Annotated in this window: 15 protein-coding genes; 11 read left to right on the top strand and 4 right to left on the bottom strand. The window is 62.9% G+C overall.

Features of this window, described 5'->3' with window-relative positions:
- The first annotated feature begins 65 nt into the window (after positions 1 to 65).
- The 3 genes from A477_RS0100815 (at position 66) to A477_RS0100805 (ending at position 2,968) form a co-directional block, all read left to right on the top strand.
- Positions 66 to 1,211, top strand: a complete 1,146-nt coding sequence (locus A477_RS0100815) for an ABC transporter substrate-binding protein (RefSeq protein ID WP_017197148.1) — start codon at positions 66 to 68, stop codon at positions 1,209 to 1,211.
- A gap of 91 nt (positions 1,212 to 1,302) precedes the next feature.
- Positions 1,303 to 2,034 (top strand): ABC transporter ATP-binding protein, encoded by a 732-nt coding sequence (locus tag A477_RS0100810; RefSeq protein ID WP_017197147.1) that lies wholly within the window; start codon positions 1,303 to 1,305, stop codon positions 2,032 to 2,034.
- On the top strand, positions 2,024 to 2,968 hold the full coding sequence (locus tag A477_RS0100805) for an ABC transporter permease (RefSeq protein ID WP_017197146.1): 945 nt from the start codon (positions 2,024 to 2,026) through the stop codon (positions 2,966 to 2,968). The genes A477_RS0100810 and A477_RS0100805 overlap by 11 nt, the downstream gene beginning before the upstream one ends.
- Before the next feature lie 226 nt (positions 2,969 to 3,194).
- Here A477_RS0100805 and A477_RS0100800 read toward each other — a convergent pair whose 3' ends face one another.
- The gene (locus A477_RS0100800; protein WP_026005261.1) at positions 3,195 to 3,815 is read right to left on the bottom strand and encodes a DUF305 domain-containing protein; all 621 of its coding nucleotides are present in this window, start codon (positions 3,813 to 3,815) and stop codon (positions 3,195 to 3,197) included.
- A gap of 105 nt (positions 3,816 to 3,920) precedes the next feature.
- A complete protein-coding gene (locus A477_RS21855; RefSeq protein ID WP_157367007.1) occupies positions 3,921 to 4,379 on the bottom strand; it encodes a hypothetical protein in 459 nt (152 codons plus the stop codon).
- Between the two features lie 120 nt (positions 4,380 to 4,499).
- On the opposite strand from A477_RS21855, the gene A477_RS0100795 reads away from it, so the two are divergent.
- Entirely contained in the window at positions 4,500 to 5,057 is a 558-nt protein-coding gene (locus A477_RS0100795) for a dihydrofolate reductase family protein (RefSeq protein WP_017197143.1), read from the top strand.
- 35 nt (positions 5,058 to 5,092) lie between these two features.
- Positions 5,093 to 6,130 carry an LLM class flavin-dependent oxidoreductase gene (locus A477_RS0100790; protein ID WP_017197142.1) on the top strand — a complete coding sequence of 346 codons (1,038 nt, stop codon included), beginning with the start codon at positions 5,093 to 5,095 and terminating at the stop codon, positions 6,128 to 6,130.
- A 7-nt stretch (positions 6,131 to 6,137) separates the two neighbouring features.
- Here A477_RS0100790 and A477_RS0100785 read toward each other — a convergent pair whose 3' ends face one another.
- A complete protein-coding gene (locus A477_RS0100785) occupies positions 6,138 to 8,855 on the bottom strand; it encodes an aminotransferase class I/II-fold pyridoxal phosphate-dependent enzyme (protein ID WP_017197141.1) in 2,718 nt (905 codons plus the stop codon).
- Positions 8,856 to 8,883: 28 nt separating this feature from the next.
- Positions 8,884 to 10,359: an amino acid permease gene (locus tag A477_RS0100780; protein WP_502685496.1), complete on the bottom strand. Its 1,476-nt coding sequence runs from the start codon at positions 10,357 to 10,359 to the stop codon at positions 8,884 to 8,886.
- Between the two features lie 346 nt (positions 10,360 to 10,705).
- Between A477_RS0100780 and A477_RS0100775 the strand changes: the two genes are divergently transcribed.
- The 6 genes from A477_RS0100775 to A477_RS0100750 all read left to right on the top strand — a co-directional run bounded on the left by A477_RS0100775 (position 10,706) and on the right by A477_RS0100750 (position 18,419).
- Entirely contained in the window at positions 10,706 to 12,352 is a 1,647-nt protein-coding gene (locus A477_RS0100775; RefSeq protein ID WP_017197139.1) for a PucR family transcriptional regulator, read from the top strand.
- A gap of 4 nt (positions 12,353 to 12,356) precedes the next feature.
- Positions 12,357 to 13,268, top strand: coding sequence for a glutaminase (locus A477_RS0100770; protein WP_017197138.1), 912 nt, complete (start codon positions 12,357 to 12,359; stop codon positions 13,266 to 13,268).
- Positions 13,269 to 13,283: 15 nt separating this feature from the next.
- On the top strand, positions 13,284 to 14,099 hold the full coding sequence (locus tag A477_RS0100765) for a DNA alkylation repair protein (protein ID WP_017197137.1): 816 nt from the start codon (positions 13,284 to 13,286) through the stop codon (positions 14,097 to 14,099).
- Between the two features lie 90 nt (positions 14,100 to 14,189).
- The gene (gene cobA, locus A477_RS0100760) at positions 14,190 to 15,461 is read left to right on the top strand and encodes a uroporphyrinogen-III C-methyltransferase (protein WP_026005259.1); all 1,272 of its coding nucleotides are present in this window, start codon (positions 14,190 to 14,192) and stop codon (positions 15,459 to 15,461) included.
- A 20-nt stretch (positions 15,462 to 15,481) separates the two neighbouring features.
- The gene (locus tag A477_RS0100755) at positions 15,482 to 16,948 is read left to right on the top strand and encodes an FAD-dependent oxidoreductase (RefSeq protein WP_017197135.1); all 1,467 of its coding nucleotides are present in this window, start codon (positions 15,482 to 15,484) and stop codon (positions 16,946 to 16,948) included.
- Between the two features lie 94 nt (positions 16,949 to 17,042).
- On the top strand, positions 17,043 to 18,419 hold the full coding sequence (locus A477_RS0100750) for an MBL fold metallo-hydrolase (RefSeq protein ID WP_017197134.1): 1,377 nt from the start codon (positions 17,043 to 17,045) through the stop codon (positions 18,417 to 18,419).
- The last annotated feature ends 2 nt before the right edge of the window (positions 18,420 to 18,421 follow it).

The raw sequence follows: 18,421 nt of genomic DNA, 5'->3' as shown, positions 1-18,421 counted from the left end.
CGGGCGATGTCGCGGGGCCTGATCTTCGCCCCCTCACATCCCACATCTCCTAAGGACCCACCCTCATGTCGAACACTCCCGAGTCGCCCAACAAAGGCACCACCCGCATCGTCGCTGGTGAGACCGCGCCCAAGCCCAAGCGTCGCCGCACGGTAGAGATCGCCCTGGCCGTCGGCCTGGTGTTGCTGATCGGTGCAGGCGCCGCTGTCGCTTCCGCTGTTTCGCAGAACAACCAGGCCGCCCCGGCGCCCACCACGTCACCGGCCGCTGAACTCAAGCTCGGTTACTTCAGCAACGTGACCCACGGTCCGGCGCTGGTAGGTACCAGCAAGGGCCTGATCGCGAAGGAACTGGGCGATACCAAGCTCAGCACCCAGGTCTTCAACGCCGGCCCCGCCGCGATTGAAGCCCTGAACGCCGGCGCCATCGACGCCACGTACATCGGCCCGAACCCGGCCATCAACTCCTACGTCAAGAGCAACGGCGAGTCCATCAGCATCATCGCCGGTGCAGCTTCCGGCGGTGCCCAGCTCGTGGTCAAGCCCGAGATCAACTCCGCGGCCGACCTCAAAGGCAAGATCCTCAGCTCCCCGCAGCTTGGTGGAACCCAGGACGTGGCCCTCCGCGCCTGGCTCGGTGACCAGGGCTTCAAGACCAACACCGACGGCAGCGGCGACGTGAACATCAACCCCACCGAAAACGCCCAGTCGCTGAAGCTCTTCACCGACGGAAAGCTCGACGGCGCGTGGTTGCCGGAGCCTTGGGCCTCCCGCCTGGTGCTCGAAGCCGGTGCGAAGGTCCTGGTGGACGAGAAGGACCTGTGGGAAAACGGTGACTTCACCACCACCATCCTGATCGTGAACAAGAAGTTCGCCGCAGAACACCCGGAAACCGTGAAGGCGCTCCTGAAGGGCCACGTCGAGTCCGTGAACTGGCTCAACTCGGCTTCTGCTGAGGAGAAGGCGACCACCATCAACGCGGTCCTCAAGGACACGGCCGGCAAGCCGCTTCCGGCGAACGTGATTGAACGGGCGCTGCAGAACATCAAGTTCACCACCGACCCGCTGGCAGGAACCTACAACAAGCTCCTCGAAGACGGCGTCAAGGCAGGCACCACCAAGCAGGCCGACATCAACGGCATCTTCGACCTCCGCACCCTGAACGAGGTTGAAGGCAAGAAGACCTCCGCCGCAGGTCTGGGCCAGGACTAAGCAGTAACAGGCTGGTCCGCTTCCCCTCTACGGGGAAGCGGACCGGCCTTTGGCCACATCAGCTCTACCAATCAACATGAAGGACGGGACCATGCCAGTCGTACTCGAGAACCTGGGTAAGCGCTTCGGCGACGGCGCCCCGGTGCTGGACGACGTCAACGCCACCATCGCCCAAGGCGAGTTCGTCGCCCTCCTCGGTGCGTCCGGCTGCGGAAAGTCCACCCTGCTGAACATCATGGCGGGACTGGAACCGCCGACGTCGGGCGCTCTTGAAGTACCCAGCGACGGCGCCGCCTTCATGTTCCAGGACGCAGCACTGTTCCCGTGGCTGACGGCGCGCGGCAACATCGAGTTGGCGTTGCAGTTGGCGGACAAGTCAAGCACGAAGGGGAGCCGCCGTGCCCGCGCCACCGAACTGCTGGAACTCGTGCACCTTGGCGGGGCGGGGGATAAGCGTCCCCACGAACTGTCCGGTGGTATGAGGCAGCGCGTTGCATTGGCCCGTTCCTTGGCTCAGGACCGGCAGCTGCTGTTGATGGACGAGCCGTTTGCCGCCCTCGATGCGATCACCCGCGATCTTCTGCACGACGAGCTCGAGCGGATTTGGAAGGAAACGGGTCGGACCATCGTGTTCGTTACCCACAACGTGCGCGAGGCCGTCCGTCTGGGTCAGCGCGTACTGCTGTTGTCCTCGCGTCCCGGCCGTGTGGTGGCTGAATGGGATGTCACCGAGGAGCATCGTACCGATGCCGGTGCCGCCGGGGAGCTGACCGGAGTTATTACCCGCCGTCTTCGCGAGGAGATCCGCCGCCATGCCAAGTAACCCCATCACCACCGAAGAGCGGACCCTTCCCGTGACTGAATCCAAAGAGCACATCACTTCGCCGTCGCTGAAGGGCAACGCCTCCGAGCTTCGGGACCTTGAAGCCGGGCTGGACAACCTCCAGTCGGACAGCCGCCGCAAGACCGGTATCGACTGGAAACGGGTGCTGCTGCCCGTTGCCGCGCTGGTGGTCCTGATCCTCGCGTGGCAGTTCTACGTTTCGCTTGAGTTCAAGCGGCGCGACCTCGTGCCCGGGCCGCTTGATGTCCTCACCCAGTTCGTGACGATGTGGGGTGAGGGCAAAGTCCAGGAAGCAGTGTGGACATCACTGCAGCGTGGTGTGGTCGGCTTCCTGATTTCGGTGGTCATCGCTACTCCAGTGGGGTTGATCCTGGCTCAGGTGGCTCCGTTGCGTCGTGCGTTCGGGCCACTCATTTCCGGGTTGCAGGTGCTCCCTTCCGTGGCTTGGGTTCCCGCAGCGATCATCTGGTTCGGCCTGACCGACGCCACTGTGTACTTTGTAGTGTTCATGGGTGCCATCCCGTCCATCATCAACGGGCTCATTTCCGGCGTAGACCAGATCCCGCCCCAGTACCGCAGCGTGGGCACAGTCCTTGGCGCGAACCGGCTCCAGATGGCGCTGCAGATCGTCCTGCCCGCCGCGCTTCCGGGCTACATCGGCGGTTTGAAGCAGGGCTGGGCCTTCTCCTGGCGCTCACTCATGGCCGCGGAAATCATCGCCGTGGGCGGCACCATTGGTTTCGGACTTGGCTCGTTGCTGGACCAAGGCCGTCTCCTTTCCGACATGACTATCGTGATGTCCGCGATCCTGTTGATCCTGTTCGTGGGCATTCTGATCGAGATCCTGGTGTTCGGGCCCATCGAGAAGCGTTTGCTGCAACGCCGGGGTTTGCTGGCGGGCAGCAGCCGCTAAGTCCCGGCGACCACCCGACGTCGAGTCTCGCACCTGTTTGCGCCCGCGCTGGCACCCCATGGTCTCGTGTTGACGGCCAGAGGATCAGAGATCACCCTCAAGGAACTCACTGCCACCAAGATCGGCGCCAGGGTAGAGCTTTCTGAGCAGACCGCCGACAGACCCAACGGCAAAGGCCCGACGGCGACCTCCCGCCGTCGGGCCTTTGCATCACCACACCGTGCGGCTAGAGTCCGGCCAGGAGGTCCTGCATTTCCCGAATCTCCGCTTCCTGGGCGGCGATGATGTCCTTGCCAAGCTGAACGGCCTCGGGGTTCTTGCCTTGGCCGGTCTCGGTTTTGGCCATGCTGACGGCGCCTTCATGATGCGCGATCATCTGGGTCAGGAAGAGCTTTGCCGCTTCCACGCCCTGGGCATCCTTGAGTTTTTGGAGGTCGGCGTAGCTCAGCATGCCGTCCATGCTGTGACCGTCATGGCCGTCCGCAGGCATGGTGGCATCCTCGTTCCAGCTCTTGAGCCAAGCCGTCATCTTCTCGATCTCGGGTGCCTGAGCCTCTTTGATCCTGACGGCCAAGGCGGTTACTGCGGGCGGAATGTCAGCCTTCGCCAGCATGGCGTCGGACATCTCCACCGCCTGCGCGTGATGGGGAATCATCATCCGGGCGAACATCGTGTCTGCTGCGTTGTGCCCGGCGTCGCTGCTGTTCGCTGAAGGGCTGACGGAAGTGCTGGAACCTCCGTGGTCCATGCCCGGCATGGAACCGGATCCGGAGTTGGGGGCACAACCGGCCAGCGCAATCAGGCTAGCGATAGCGGCTCCGGTAAAAGTGAAGTGAGTCCTGTTCATCAGAAAAGGGTCCTTTGCCAATTTAGGCGGCCGTTTGTCAGCCGCCGAGGGGTAAGCAGATGGTGATGGGATAAGCGCCCCGCTTGTCGCGGGCCGCGCCGGTGCTTACGTACGGCTGATACAGAGCTGCAGGGGTGTAGGACCCAGGGGTTGGTAGGACCAGGAGCGGGGGAGACTGTGAAGTTCCAGCGAGACTGGGGTTACTCCGACAGCAACGGCCGGAGGAGGAGCGGCCAAGGAACCTGTTTGTAGCGAAGGGATGCAGTTGGTGGTGGTTGCCCGGGTGCAGGAGCAGCTTCCTGACGCGCACTTGTCCGCGTCAGCAGGCCAACTCCCGTGGAGCTGCACGGTGTTGTGTACGTGGGGCGCAGATTCGGCAGCTACGGCAGGTGACACAAAGTTCGCAGAGTGGGCGCCATGAGATCCGCTGACCACGTGCATTCCGAAGATGCCCGCCAGGACGGCGGCCACCAGAAGCAGCAGCGAGGCCCGCCCGAGGTAGGTAAGGGGCCCGAGACCCGCCGCAGGAGTTTGAAGGGACATCGGCTTTTTCACGATGCTCAACCACCTCCTTCCGTCTTACATTCACCGCTATCGAGACAGGACGAGCATACCCCGGGTGGGTATGCGTTTCGACAAATTCATACTCTATGCCTATTTGCCGTCGAAGCCTAGAATCGTCGAATGGGCCTTCTAACGTTCAGCATCAACGTCACGCTTGATGGTTGCGTCGACCATCGGGAGGGCATCGCCGACGACGAGACGCACGCCCACTTCACCCGCCTTCTGGACCAAAGCGGCGCCATGCTCTGGGGCCGCATTACGTACGAAATGATGGAGGACTATTGGCCGTTGGTTGCCCGTCGCGAGGTGGATGCGCCGCCAGCCTTGCTTGAGTGGGCGATCAAGCTGGAGGCCAAGCCCAAGTACGTCGTGTCAGCGACGCGGAGCGACTTCCAGTGGAACAACAGCCACCACGTCGTGGGCGACCTTCGCACCGCCGTGCAGGAACTCAAAGACAAGACTCCCGACGGGGTGCTTGTGGGCAGCGGCAAGCTTGCCACGGAACTGGACCGATTAGGTCTGATCGATGAGTACAAATTCCTCGTCCACCCCATGATCGCCGGTCACGGCCCCACCCTTTATCAGGGCGGACTGCCCGGCACCCGACGCCTGGAGCTGGTTTCGACGGAGCCGCTTACCAACGGCGCGGTGGCCATGCACTATCGACGGGCTGATTGAGGAATTCCCGCACCCCTCGACGTGTTGTCCCGAACATGCACAACAAACGGATCGGTTTTCTTTCCTTCGGACATTGGGCACGTGTCCCGGGCTCCTTGGTACCCACGGCTGGCGAAGCCCTGAAACAGGCAATCGAGCTGGCTGTTGCATCCGAGGAACTGGGCATCGACGGTGCGTTCTTCCGCGTCCACCACTTTGCCCGGCAGCAGGCCTCGCCGTTCCCGTTGCTTGCAGCCATAGCAGCCCGAACCACGCGCATTGAAATGGGCACCGGCGTGATCGACATGCGCTACGAGAACCCGCTGTACATGGCCGAAGAAGCAGCAGCCACGGACCTCATCAGTGACGGCCGTCTGCAACTCGGAGTGAGCCGTGGTTCACCCGAACCAGCACGTAACGGTGCCGCGAACTTCGGGTACGTCCCTGAAGACGGCGAGGACGGCGGCGATATGGCCCGCCGGCACACAGCCCTGTTCCGCAGAGCCATTGCCGGGCACGGCGTTGCCGAAGCGGATCCCCATTACGCCGGCGGAGCCACGGGTTTGCTGCCTATACAGCCTCAGTCACCAAGCCTGCCACAGCGGATCTGGTGGGGCGCTGGAACACGGAAAACAGCCGTCTGGGCAGCCGAGCAGGGCATGAACCTCATGAGTTCCACTCTCCTCACCGAGGACACGGGTGTGCCCTTCGACGAACTGCAGGCAGAGCAGATCCAGATGTTCCGCGAGGCGTGGGCAGCAGCCGGACACGACTTTGAACCCAGGATTTCCGTGAGCCGCAGCGTGATCCCCCTTGTGGACGACGTCGACAACCACTACTTCGGGCTCCGCGCCCAAGCTGACAGCCAGGACCAGGTGGGAATTCTCGACGGCGCTTTGTCCCGTTTTGGGAAGAGCTACATCGGCGAGCCCGACGCCCTGGCGGAGGAGCTGGCCAAGGACGCCGCAGTCCAGGCGGCCGACACTGTCCTGCTCACAGTGCCCAACCAGCTGGGCGTGGACTACAACGCCAAGCTGTTGGGCAACGTCGCGAAGCACATCGCTCCGGCCTTCGGATGGGGACCCAGGCCGTGACCTAACCCTAGGAAGCAACCGCCGCCAGCCCGGCAGCCGAAAACGATACAGGCTCAACGAACACCCGATACCCTCGTTCGTGATCGAACCCGTGAATTTCGCGGGTGTCCAGGGCATCCATGAATTCGAGCGTCTGCCGTGTAATGACTTGGCCCGGGACAAGGATGGGGAAGCCCGGGGGATACGGCGTGACGAAACCTGCCGAGACCACTTCCTGTCTCGAGGAAACCGCCGCAGCTACCTCAGCTGCGGACAGGTACACAGTGGAATCGGGCTTGTAGCTCTCAAAGTACGCGGCCCGGATATCCCCGTCCTCGCAGGCATCGTCAACGCGGAAGCGCGCGGCGAACGTGCTGAAGTCGGGGAGCGGGGGAGTCGGGCGGGGCGCATCGGTCTCCGGGGGAATCGTCCGCTGCCGCGCCGCAGGATGTGGATTATCAAAACTCTCGGCAAGCTTCACCAGAACCTCGATCAGGTAGGCCACGGAGCTGCGGGAGGTGCCGATGTTGGTCATGAACAGCACAGTGTTCCGGGACGTTTTGTTCACCTGGATACCGTGATCGTCCATGAGGTAGCTGTGACGGAAAGTATCGCCGTCGATCCCTGTTTTGCTGATGTCCAGTGTGAGGCGGCTGGGATCGATGACGAACTCGTCCCGCTGCCAGGCATCCTCCAGCTCAGCCAGCCCGTCCCGTAGCGGCATGCTGGAGCCGGTTTCGCGGTATTGCCCGCCGATGAGGTCCCGCGAGGTCAGCACCCGGAAGTACTTCTTGAGCAGGGGGTGCCTCGCAACAGCCTGGGCCACGGATACCGCAAGGTCGGATTGCCGCTGAACCAGGCCGAATCCTTCCAGTTCCACCTGTCGTCTTCCGATATCCAAGGAGGCCAGAATCTGGTAGTTGGGTGAGGTGGACGTGTGCGTCATGTAAGCCTCGCGGAACGACTCCTGGTTGGAGTCGGCGAAATCCTGGTCAAACACGTGGATCATTGAACCCTGCCGCAAGGATGTCAGTGTCTTATGCGTGGACTGCGTGGCGTAGACCCGGATCCGCGCCTTCGCCGGATCAGGAATAAGCCGGGTGGTGAGCCAGGCGTCGTCCTCCACGGGTTCACCGGTGACCGGGTCGCGCAGGGCGGCGGCCTGTTCGGCGTACCGGGCAGCGTAGGCAGGGCTGTGGAACGAGGCCTCCAAAGCGGCAGCAGCTGCCATGCCGGTTCGACGGCGGTACACGGGATGGGAGCGGGCGAAGGCAAACCACGCCTCGTCCCAGAGGAAGACCAAATCCGGTTTGATGGCCAGGCATTCCTCCATGACCCTTTCGACGTCGTAGACAACACCGTCAAAAGTGCAGTTGGTCAGGGTCACCATCTTCACTTCATGGAGCCTGCCTGCCCGCCGGTATTCCAGGAGCCTGCGTTTCAGGCTCGCCAGTGGCACAGCGCCATAAAAGGCGTACTTGTCCAAGGGGTAGGCGTCCAGGTACGAAACGCGGGCACCGGCGAGTACGAAGGCGTAGTGGTGCGACTTGTGGCAGTTGCGGTCCACCAAGACAACGTCGCCGGGAGCAAGCAGCGATTGATGCACGATCTTGTTGGCCGTGGACGTGCCGTTGGTGACGAAGTAGGTTCGCTGTGCCCCGAACGCGCGGGCGGCCAGCTCCTGGGCCCGCTTGATGGATCCGTGGGGATCGAGCAGTGAGTCCAGCCCGCCTGAGGTGGCGGAGGTTTCGGCCAACAGCAGGTTTATCCCATAAAAATCGGCCATGTCCCGGATCCAGGGCGAACTCCCGACGGAAGCCCCCCTGGAAATCGGCAGGGCGTGGAAGACGCTGGCCGGGCGACGGCTGTAGTCCTGCAGCGCGGTAAAGAACGGGGTTTCGTAGCGTTCCGCCACCCCGGAAAGTAGAGACAGATGCAGGTCCAAATGATCCTGCCTGCGGAAGATCCGCCGGAACTTCCTGGTAAGGGAGCCCGCGAGCGATTCGATGGAGACCCCTGCAACCAGGTAGACGTCCAGCTCGGGCCGAAGCGCTGAGAGAGCGTCGGCCAGCCCAAGGATCCGCCTGATGGGCCGCGATTCCTGCAGGTCGGCTGAGGTATGCCGGGCCAGGAAGCGTCGGAGGTCGCTGCCCAGCAGACGTGAACTGCGGAGTGCGAAGCCCGGGCGAAGGACAACAGCTTGGATAGCGGGGTTCAACATGACGGCGACCAAAGCATCTTCGTAGCTGGGAACCACGTTGACGGTGTAAGTGAAAGCATCAGAAGGACGCCGCTGCGCAGCCATGGTGTTCTTCAGTGCTTCGGCTTCGTCAAGGTCGACCGTGTCAACCACCACTACCTCAAAGCGTGGCCGCTCAACCGGCTCGGGCTGGTCAACAACTTCCTCGTCCACCACCTCACCGCGCGGCGCCGCAGCAGTTTCCCCCAAAGAGGCGAGCGGAAGGTGGGACAAACCGCCCAGAAGCTGGAGCGCGGCCTCGTGTTCGCCGTCGTCGATCAACTGGCGCAACCGGGCCACGGCGCCGACTCCCGGTTCCGCCCAATACGGTTCCACCGACATCAGGAGGGCAAGAGTCCGGTCGATCTGGGACAGCAGGCCGGACTCCCGGTGTCGGGCGGACGCGAGCTGCCGGAGGGCGTATCCCAGGAATTCCCACGCATCGGCACGGGACCGCCAAGCCCGGCTGGGAGTGCCGATTTTCAGGGATGGGGAAGGGTTGCTCATGTGTTTCACTTTCAAACTCAAGATGTATCTAGGACGTCCGGGCAGCGCTTATACGGCCGCGATAGGCATACCAACCTGCCACCAGCAGCGGTGCCAGGACCAGCAATGAAGCCAGCACCCAGCGGCCCGTCTCCGAGAACCCCATGGTGACCAGCACGAACGCCAGGAATCCGAGAGTGAGGTAGGAGGTGAATGGCGCTCCGAACAGCCGGAACGCCGGCCGGACAACTTTGCCGCTGCGCACCCATGATTGGAGCTTGATGTGGCAGAGCATGATGGTGGCCCAGCCGCCGATGATGCCCACCGCCGAGATTTCCAGCACGATCTCAAAGACCTGCGACGGGACGACGGCGTTCAATCCAACACCCACCAAGGTAATGATGGCCGTGAGCAGGATGCCGCCATAGGGCACGCCGGACGCGCTGATCCGTCCCGTGAACTGCGGAGCCGAGCCGTTCACCGCCATGGAGCGGAGGATACGGCCGGTGGAATAGAGGCCGGCGTTGAGGCTGGAGAGCGCTGCGGTGAGGACCACGAAGTTCATCACGGATGCGGAGATGGCTCCGGCCTGCGGATCCCCGAGGTGCGAGAAGAACGTGACAAACGGTGACTCACCCGATTTGTAGGACGTGAAGGGAAGCAGGAGAGAAAGCAACAGGACCGAGCCTACGTAGAAGATTCCAATACGGATCACCACGGTGTTCACGGCTTTGGGCATCACCTTGTGCGGGTTGGCAGTTTCGCCGGCCGCGGTTCCCACAAGTTCCACGGCAGCATAGGCAAACACCACACCGCTGATGGCGAGGAGCGGCGCAACAGCCCCGGTGGGGAACATGCCGCCGTTCTCTGCAATGACGTTGAACCCGGGGACGCCCACATCGGTCCGGCCGCCAAAGACGATGAAGCAGATGCCAACCGCCAGGAATGCCACCAGGGCGCCCACCTTGATCAAAGCGAACCAGAATTCCATCTCGCCGAAGATCTTCACGGACACCAGGTTCAAGGAGAGCACCACTACCAAAGCGATCAGGGCGATCAGCCACTGCGGGATGTCGTTGATGGCTGCCCAGTACTGGCCCCAGAACTTCACATACAGGGCAACCGCGGTGACGTCCACAATGGAGGTCATGGCCCAGTTCAGGAAGTAGAGCCAACCGGCGGTGTATGCCATCTTCTCGCCGTAGAACTCCCGGGCGTAGGAAACGAACGAGCCCGACGTAGGACGGTACAGCACCAACTCGCCCAGTGCCCGGAGGATCAGGAACGCAAAGAATCCGCATACGGCGTAGACCAGTACCAGCGCCGGCCCGGATCCGTTAAGGCGGCCGCCGGCGCCCATGAAGAGCCCGGTACCGATCGCACCGCCGATGGCGATCATCTGGATCTGCCGGGGCTTGAGGGTCTTCCGGTAGCCGGCTTCCTCTTGGGCGAAAGCGTTCGACGTCGTCTCGACGGCCAGGCCGGTTGGGGACGGAAGGGTTCTTGTAGACGCAGGGGTGGGTATCACTTCTGGGGTCTCCTTTGACTCCGGTGCCACTTCAGGTGGCTCAATACTCCAAAACATGGGGCAGGACTGCCGGCCGGCTACGGCTGGAATTGGCCGCGCTGCAGGCAGTTCTTTGTGGTGTTTGGGACAGTCACCAACTCTAGGTGGACACCGTTGCCAACAAATTGGCTGGCGAACCAAATTCATGGCCCGGCTCTTGTGCCGGGGGGACAACACTGGTGTTCTGAAGGGCCGGTAATGTTTCTCGCTGTGCGTGCCTGCGTACATGTACCGGCGGAGCCCCTCAATGGCGAGGGAGCGTCGTGCTGCCGTGAACTGATGAGGAGAGGAAGCGATAGCTTCGTTGAAAGCCCTGGAAATTGACGACGACGGCGTCGTCACCTTATTGAGCGATGTCCTTGAAGACCTGGGCGTCCACAACGCACGGTTGCTGCTGGCTCCGGCAGAGGACAACAGAAACGTTCGCGAAACAGTCATTGTTGACGCCGAAGACGACGATGCGATCCGCCCGGGGGCATTGGTCATGCTCATCGGCGCCCGGGGACGCGCGGCGCTCCCGGCCCTTCGCAGGATTGTTGCCGACCGTCCCACGGCAGTCGCGGTAAAGGGCAACGAACGCGAGTTGGAAGCCGCAGCTGAGTTACTGCGACCCACGGGCGTTGGACTGGTGGCGGTCGCTCCGGGCTTGCGGTGGGACAAGTTCGAAAGCGTTGCGCTGGACAGGGTCCGCGAAAACGATGTCCTCAAGAACGACGGCCGCTTCAGCGATGTACCCGGCGAAAGCGCCACGTCAGTGCATCGGGACCTGTTTGCGATCGCCCAAACAACCGCCACGCTAACCAACGGCCATGTGGTTATCGAAGATCCGGGCAATAAGGTGCTTGCTTACTCGCCGGCGTCCAATGACGTTGATGAACTCCGCAGGCTGTCCATCCTGGCGCGGCGGGGGCCCGAGAAATACCAGAAATTGCTCAAGGAATCAGGCGTTTACAAGCACCTGCAGGCTACTGAGGCGCCTGTTCATGTGGAAGCCAATGTGGATGCGGGTCTTCGGGAACGCGTAGCCATAGGTATCCATGCCGGCAGCCGTGTGATGGGGTACATCTGGTTGCAGGAAGGTGCTGAACCCTTGGCGGCCAACACGGACCGGATCATGGTGGGAGCCGCCCGCCACGCAGCGATCGAACTGGTCCGGCACCGTAACGAACAGTCCCAATCCATGCGCGAGGACCGGGTCTCGAGCCTCCTGAGCGGCACGGCGCAGGTGCATTCGCAGGCCCAGTCCGCAGGGATTGATCCATCAAAACCAGCAGCCCTGGTCCTGATCTCCGCGGGCGGATTGAGCCAGAGCGCCGCTGGCCTCCAACTCCGCAGGGGAGAACTTTCCAAGGTGGCATCAATTCACGCTGCAGCGTACAGGCCAGGCGCAGTGGTCGGGGCACTCGGGATGGAAACGGCCATCATCCTTCCCGACCTGGACCCACTAAAGTCCCTTCCTGCCATCAACAGGCTGGTCAACACGATTGTTCGTGACGCCACCACCCACCTCCACTTTCAAGTGCAGGCAGCAGTTGGTCCCATCGTTCCGCGTCTGGACGCCTTGCACGCCACCCTTGATCACGTGCGCAGCGTCCTCAAAGTCATGGAGTCAACTCCCCAGGTTCGCGTGGCCTCGTACAGCGACGTGGAAACAACGGTCCTCACCAGGGAGTTGCTGGAGCTGCTGGAGTCACGGACCACCCTGCGTCACGCCGGAATCACCCGGCTGTGCAGCCGCTACCCTGAATTCGCATTGACGCTGCTGACCTACCTGGAGTTCTTTGGCGACGTGAACCGCTGCGCCGAGGAACTCGCCGTCCACCGCAACACAGTCCACTACAGGCTCCGCCGCGCCTGCGAAGTGGCGGGACTGGACCTGCAATCCGCAGACGAACGCCTCCTGGCGCACCTTCAGATCAGGCTTTGGACCTACGCAGGGACCAAGGGCTAGAAGCGTGGACATCCAGAATCTCCTCGACGACATCGTCGGGGCTGTGCAGCCGCATGTTGGCCAGGGCAACGTTGCTGATTACATCCCCCAGCTTGGGGCCGTGGATCCCCAGCAATTCGGGATCTCCGTGGCAACCCGGGACGGCGAGGTCTATTCAGCCGGCGACGCCCACGTGGACTTCTCCATCCAAAGCATCTCCAAGGTTTTTGCGCTCGCCTTGGTATTGGCATTCGACGGCGACGGGATCTGGAAGCGCGTCTTCCGGGAGCCCTCGGGCAACCCGTTCAACTCGCTGATCCAGCTGGAAAGCGAGGAAGGGATCCCCCGGAACCCCTTCATCAACGCCGGCGCAATCGTGGTGACGGACAGGCTCCTCAGCATCACAGGCAATGCCGCGCACGCCGTGAGGGATCTGATGCGGCAAGAGACCACCAAGGAAAGCATCGACACCGATCACCACGTTGCCGATTCCGAACTGGCCAACAGCCACCGAAACGCCTCCTTGGCCCATTTCCTGGCGAGCTGCGGCAACCTGGAGAACCCGGTGGATGACGTCCTGGACTCCTACGCAAAGCAGTGCGCCCTGGCCATGACGTGTGAAGACCTGGCGCTCGCAACCCGTTTCCTGGCCGCCAACGGCTTGGGAACGGACGGGACCCTTTTGCTGTCGCCGGCACAGACCAAGAGGATCAACGCGGTCATGCTTACCTGCGGAACGTACGACGCCGCGGGCGAATTCGCGTATCGTGTGGGCCTTCCTGGCAAGAGCGGCGTGGGCGGAGGGATCGTGGCCGTGGTACCGAACAAGTGCTCCATCAGTGTGTGGAGCCCTGGCCTGGGACGGTCCGGGAATTCCGTGGCCGGCGTGGCCGCGCTGGACGAATTCACCACGCGTACTGGCTGGTCGGTCTTTTAGGCGCATTATTGATGAATGACCCCCAAGGTTGCTAAGACTCCCAAAGCCGGGAAGGCTCCCAAGACAGCCAAGGCTCCCAAAGCCGCGCTGGCACCGGGTACCCAGCCCACCGCCGTCGAGTTCCTGGCACGGCTCCAAGCACGGCAATCCGATGTGGAGCAGGCCAAATACCAGCGGTACTTCAAGACCGGCAAGGGCGACTACGCCGAGGGTGATTTCTTCTTGGGCGTCCGCATGGGTGAGGTTTTCACGCTTGGCAAAGAGTTCGCGGCCATGCCCCTGGCTGAGATCGAGAAGCTCTTGGAAGAGGATATCCACGAGGCCCGAGCCGGAGCCGTAAAGATCATGGCCCTTCAAGCGCAGAAAAAGAAGACCACGGAAGATCGCCGCAGGGAACTGTACGAGCTCTATCTGCGCAGGCACGACCGCATCAACAATTGGGACCTGGTGGATTTGGGTGCGGGGCGCGTGGTGGGCGGTTGGCTCATGGATAAGCCGCGGGATCCGCTGTACGAACTGGCCCGTTCGGAGAACATGTGGGAGCGCCGGACGGCCATAGTTGCGACGTCGGCGTTCATTCGCGAAGGCCAATTGGATGACACCTTCGCCATCGCCGGGATCCTCCTTCAGGACAAAGAAGACCTCATCCACAAAGCGGTGGGCGGTTGGGTCCGCGACGCCGGACGCAGCAGTCGCGAGCGTCTGTTGGCATTCCTCGACGAACACGCAGCCACCATGCCGCGGACGGCGCTTCGTTACGCGATCGAGCACCTGGGCAAGGAACAGCGCGCCTATTACCTGACACTAAAAGACAGTGTTTCCCCGAACTAAGCCGGGAATTATGTGACGTTGGATTACCCAGCGTTACCGGGTGTTTCCGAGCCTTTGAAGCATGTTACGGCGCAGCCCTACAGTTTTTTCATGGCAATACAGGACATTTACCCCACCGCGCTGCGGCTGCTCGGGCGCCCGGTGCTGGTGGTTGGCGGCGGCCCCGTCGCGGAGCGTCGAGCCAAGGGACTGCTCGACGCCGGTGCGAAAGTCACCGTGGTCGCTCCCGTTGCCACCGACACACTTCGCGGTCTCGCCACTTCCGGTCTCCTCACCTGGGAGCAGCGCGCGTACCGCACGTCGGACCTCGACGGCGTCTGGTTCGCTCAGACCGCCACTGGCACCCCCGCTGTGGACACCCAGGTAGCTGCCGACGCTGAGGCGCAGCGCATCTGGTGCGTCAACGCCTCGGACCACGAAGCATCAGCCGCGTGGACACCCGCCGTTGCCGTGGTGGACGACGTCAAGATCGCCATCAACGCCGGGGGAGACCCGCGCCGTGCCATGGCGCTTCGGAATGCCGTAGCCACGGCCCTTGAAACGGGTGACCTGCCGCTCCGCCGTCATCGCAAGCCGGGAACCGATGGCTCGCTCGGCTCTGTCGCTTTGGTAGGTGGCGGTCCCGGCGACTCAGGACTCATCACAGTCCGTGGTCGCCGCCTGCTGGGCCAGGCCGACGTCGTAGTTGCTGACCGTCTTGGCCCGCGTGACCTGCTCAAGGAACTAGCCCCGGATGTCCGCGTGATCGAGGTCGGCAAAACGCCCGGCCACCATCCCGTGCCGCAGCTCGAGATCAACAGGATCCTCGTCGACGAAGCCCTCAAGGGCAACCGGGTGGTCCGCCTCAAAGGCGGCGACCCGTACGTCCTTGGCCGCGGAGGCGAAGAGGCAGAGTTCTGCCGCCAGAACGGCGTCGAGGTTGAAGTGGTGTCCGGCGTAACGTCTGCGATTTCCGTTCCGGCAGCCGCGGGTATCCCCGTGACGCACCGCGGCCTGGCCAAGGGCTTCAGCGTGGTCACCGGGCACGAAGAGCTGTCCGAGGTCCCGGCACGCCCCGATCACACTGTGGTGTTGCTCATGGGAGTGGCGCAATTGCGCGATTCCGCGGCTGAGCTGGCGGGCTCGGGTCTGCCTTTGGACACACCAGTAGGTATCGTAGAGAACGGGTATTTGCCGGATCAGCGCGTCACCATCGGCACTTTGGGAACCATCGCGGACCAGGCGGAAGCCGTCGGCGTGGCCAACCCGGCGGTCATTGTGATCGGCGATGTGGTCCGTGTCAGCCCCTTTGCACCGCAGCACTTCAAGACCGCTGACTACAGCACTATCACCCCAAATCGTCCCCGCGTCCGCAGTAACTGAGAAGAAGAAGGAACACAGCCGTGTCAATTAGCACCCCCGTAGGTTCTGCGGACCGTCCGCTTCGCGTCGCCGTCATCGGCTCCGGCCCGGCCGGCGTTTACGCAGCGGACATCCTGACCAAGAGCGAGGCCGTCAAGAGCGGCGAACTCAACGTCAGCATCGACCTCTTCGACCGCTACCCGGCACCGTACGGCCTGATCCGCTACGGGGTGGCACCGGACCATCCCCGCATCAAGGGCATCGTCAATGCCCTGCACAAGGTCCTGGACCGCGGTGACATCCGCTTCTTCGGCAACGTGGACTACGGCACGGACATCTCCATCGAGGACCTCCGCAAGCATTACGACGCCGTCATCTTCGCCACCGGCGCCATCAAGGACGCCGACCTGAACATCCCGGGTATCGAGCTTGAAGGTTCCTTCGGCGGCGCCGACTTCGTGTCCTGGTACGACGGACACCCTGACGTTCCCCGCGAATGGCCGCTGGATGCCAAGGAAATCGCTGTCCTCGGCAACGGCAACGTGGCCCTGGACGTGGCCCGCGTCCTCTCCAAGCATGCCGATGACCTCCTGGTCACCGAAATCCCGGACAACGTTTACGCCGGCCTGAAGAATTCCCCGGTCACTGACGTTCATGTCTTCGGCCGTCGCGGCCCGGCCCAGGTGAAGTTCACCCCGCTGGAACTCCGCGAACTCTCGCACTCCAAGGACGTAGACATCATCCTCTACGCCGAGGACTTCGAATTCGACGAAGAGTCCGATCGCCAGGTCCAGACGAACAACCAGACCAAGACCATGGTTGGCACTCTCACCAACTGGATCGCCGAGCAGCCCGAGGATCTTTCCGAGCTCACGGCTTCCCGCCGCCTGCACCTGCACTTCCTGCACAGCCCGGTGGAAATCGTCGACTCCCCGGAAACCCCGGGCAAGGTTGCCGGCATCAAGTTCGAGCGCACCGAGCTGGACGGTACCGGCAACGCCCGCGGCACCGGCGAATTCATCGACTACCCGGTCCAGGCCGTGTACCGCTCCATCGGCTACTTCGGTTCGGCCCTGCCGGACGTCGAGTTCGATCACAAGAAGGGCGTCGTCACCAACGACGGCGGCCGTGTCCTGGACGCTGACGGTCAGCACGTACCGGGCCTCTACGCAACGGGCTGGATCAAGCGCGGTCCGGTTGGCCTCATCGGCCACACCAAGGGCGATGCCCTCGAAACCGTCACCTACTTGCTGGAGGACCGCGAAACCCTGCCGGTCGCCGAGGTTCCCGAGGCAGACGCCGTGGTGGATCTGCTCGATGCCCGCGGCGTGAAGTTCACGAGCTGGGAAGGCTGGCTGGCCCTGGACGCGCACGAGCTCGCTCTCGGCGCAGCAGCCACCGAGGCTGGCACCTCCCATGGCGTGGAGGTCAAGCGTGAACGCATCAAGGTTGTGCCGCGCGAAGACATGGTCAACATTTCCCGTGATGGAGTAGCCGCACAGGTCTAGTACGTCCGGTTCTTTTGCTTGCGGGGTCACTCAGTTCGAGTGGCCCCGCAATGCTTTTAAGCTCGCTCTGTGTCACTCGGCGGTACCCTGAGTCATGGACGTCGTCGTCATCGAAACTCCGCAGCTGGGAGACCGCAGCTATCTGGTGCACGACGGCTCGGTGGCGTTGGTGATCGACCCCCAGCGGGACATCGACCGGGTGGAGGCGGCGGCTGAAAAGGCCGGCGTCCGGATCACCCACGTTGCCGAAACACACCTCCACAACGACTACGTCACTGGCGGCCTCGTCCTGGCGGAGAATCATGGCGCCGAATACTTGGTGAACGCCGCTGATGAGGTCTCGTTCACCCGTGTGCCGGTCACTGACGGCCAGGTTCTTCGCGTAGGCCGGCTTTCCGTTTCGGTCATTGCGACACCTGGCCACACGCACACGCACCTCTCCTATGTGGTGCGGGATGACACGCACGACGGCGGCACGGAGGCCGTGTTTTCCGGCGGCAGCTTGCTTTACGGTTCAGTTGGGAGGACGGACCTGGTCTCTCCGCATGACACCGCGAAGTTGGCCCATGAGCAGTACTCGTCGGTCCGGCGCCTGGTCGACTCCGCGGCACCTGATGCGGCACTCTATCCGACCCATGGCTTTGGATCGTTCTGTTCCATCGGTCCCGCGAGCCATCAGGAGGCCTCGACAATCGGCGAGCAAGCCGCGTCAAACCACGCCCTGACAGATCCCAGCGAGGACCACTTCGTCTCGCAGTTGCTGGAGAACATCACAGCCTACCCGGCGTATTACGCCCACATGAGCCCGCTGAATGCCGCCGGCCCGGACCCGGCAATCCTTGACGTCCCGGACTCCGTGGACGCTGAGGAACTGGGCCGACGCTTGAGGGCAGGGGAGTGGGTGGTGGATCTGAGGCATCGCGTGGCGTTCGCAGACAGCCACCTCCAGGGCAGCGTGAGTTTCGAGTACGGCCATGGGGAGAATTTCACCAGCTACCTCGGCTGGGTGATCCCCTGGGACCAGCCGCTCACGCTACTGGGCCCGCTCAGCGAGGTTGAAAAGGCGATCCGTGACCTGGCGAGGATCGGAATCGACAGCCCGGATGCCGCCGTCGGGCCTGAATCCACGGTTCCGAACGTTGGCGCGTTGGCCCCCGACCATCCGCGGGCAAGCTACGGGCACGGGGACTGGGCTGTGCTGCTCAGGGACCGGGAGCCGGAGGACGAGGTCCTGGACGTTCGCCGCCCGGAGGAATACATGGCCTCCCATATCAAGGGAGCGCTTAACATTCCGGTTTACGAGCTGCTCGGCAGGATCACTGAGCTGCCGGACACCAGGATCTGGGTGCACTGTGCCACGGGATATCGGGCAAGTGTGGCAGCGAGTCTCCTGAACCGGGCAGGGCGCGAGGTGGTGCTGATCAATGCGGGATTCAGGGATGCGGCCGGGGCCGGAATTGAAACCACCTAGCC

Origin of the sequence: Arthrobacter sp. M2012083, assembly GCF_000281065.1 — a bacterium.
In the GTDB taxonomy this organism is placed as follows: domain Bacteria; phylum Actinomycetota; class Actinomycetes; order Actinomycetales; family Micrococcaceae; genus Arthrobacter.
This window is presented reverse-complemented; position numbering and strand designations above follow the sequence as displayed.

What these genes read in the sequence shown, in the direction of transcription:
- cobA (WP_026005259.1), top strand. Translation starts at nt 14,190, where the DNA reads ATGGCAATACAGGACATTTACCCCACCGCGCTGCGGCTGCTCGGGCGC.
- A477_RS0100800 (WP_026005261.1), bottom strand. Translation starts at nt 3,815, where the DNA reads ATGAACAGGACTCACTTCACTTTTACCGGAGCCGCTATCGCTAGCCTG.
- A477_RS0100785 (WP_017197141.1), bottom strand. Translation starts at nt 8,855, where the DNA reads ATGAGCAACCCTTCCCCATCCCTGAAAATCGGCACTCCCAGCCGGGCT.
- A477_RS0100790 (WP_017197142.1), top strand. Translation starts at nt 5,093, where the DNA reads ATGCACAACAAACGGATCGGTTTTCTTTCCTTCGGACATTGGGCACGT.
- A477_RS0100805 (WP_017197146.1), top strand. Translation starts at nt 2,024, where the DNA reads ATGCCAAGTAACCCCATCACCACCGAAGAGCGGACCCTTCCCGTGACT.
- A477_RS0100765 (WP_017197137.1), top strand. Translation starts at nt 13,284, where the DNA reads ATGACCCCCAAGGTTGCTAAGACTCCCAAAGCCGGGAAGGCTCCCAAG.
- A477_RS0100795 (WP_017197143.1), top strand. Translation starts at nt 4,500, where the DNA reads ATGGGCCTTCTAACGTTCAGCATCAACGTCACGCTTGATGGTTGCGTC.
- A477_RS0100810 (WP_017197147.1), top strand. Translation starts at nt 1,303, where the DNA reads ATGCCAGTCGTACTCGAGAACCTGGGTAAGCGCTTCGGCGACGGCGCC.
- A477_RS0100815 (WP_017197148.1), top strand. Translation starts at nt 66, where the DNA reads ATGTCGAACACTCCCGAGTCGCCCAACAAAGGCACCACCCGCATCGTC.
- A477_RS0100750 (WP_017197134.1), top strand. Translation starts at nt 17,043, where the DNA reads ATGGACGTCGTCGTCATCGAAACTCCGCAGCTGGGAGACCGCAGCTAT.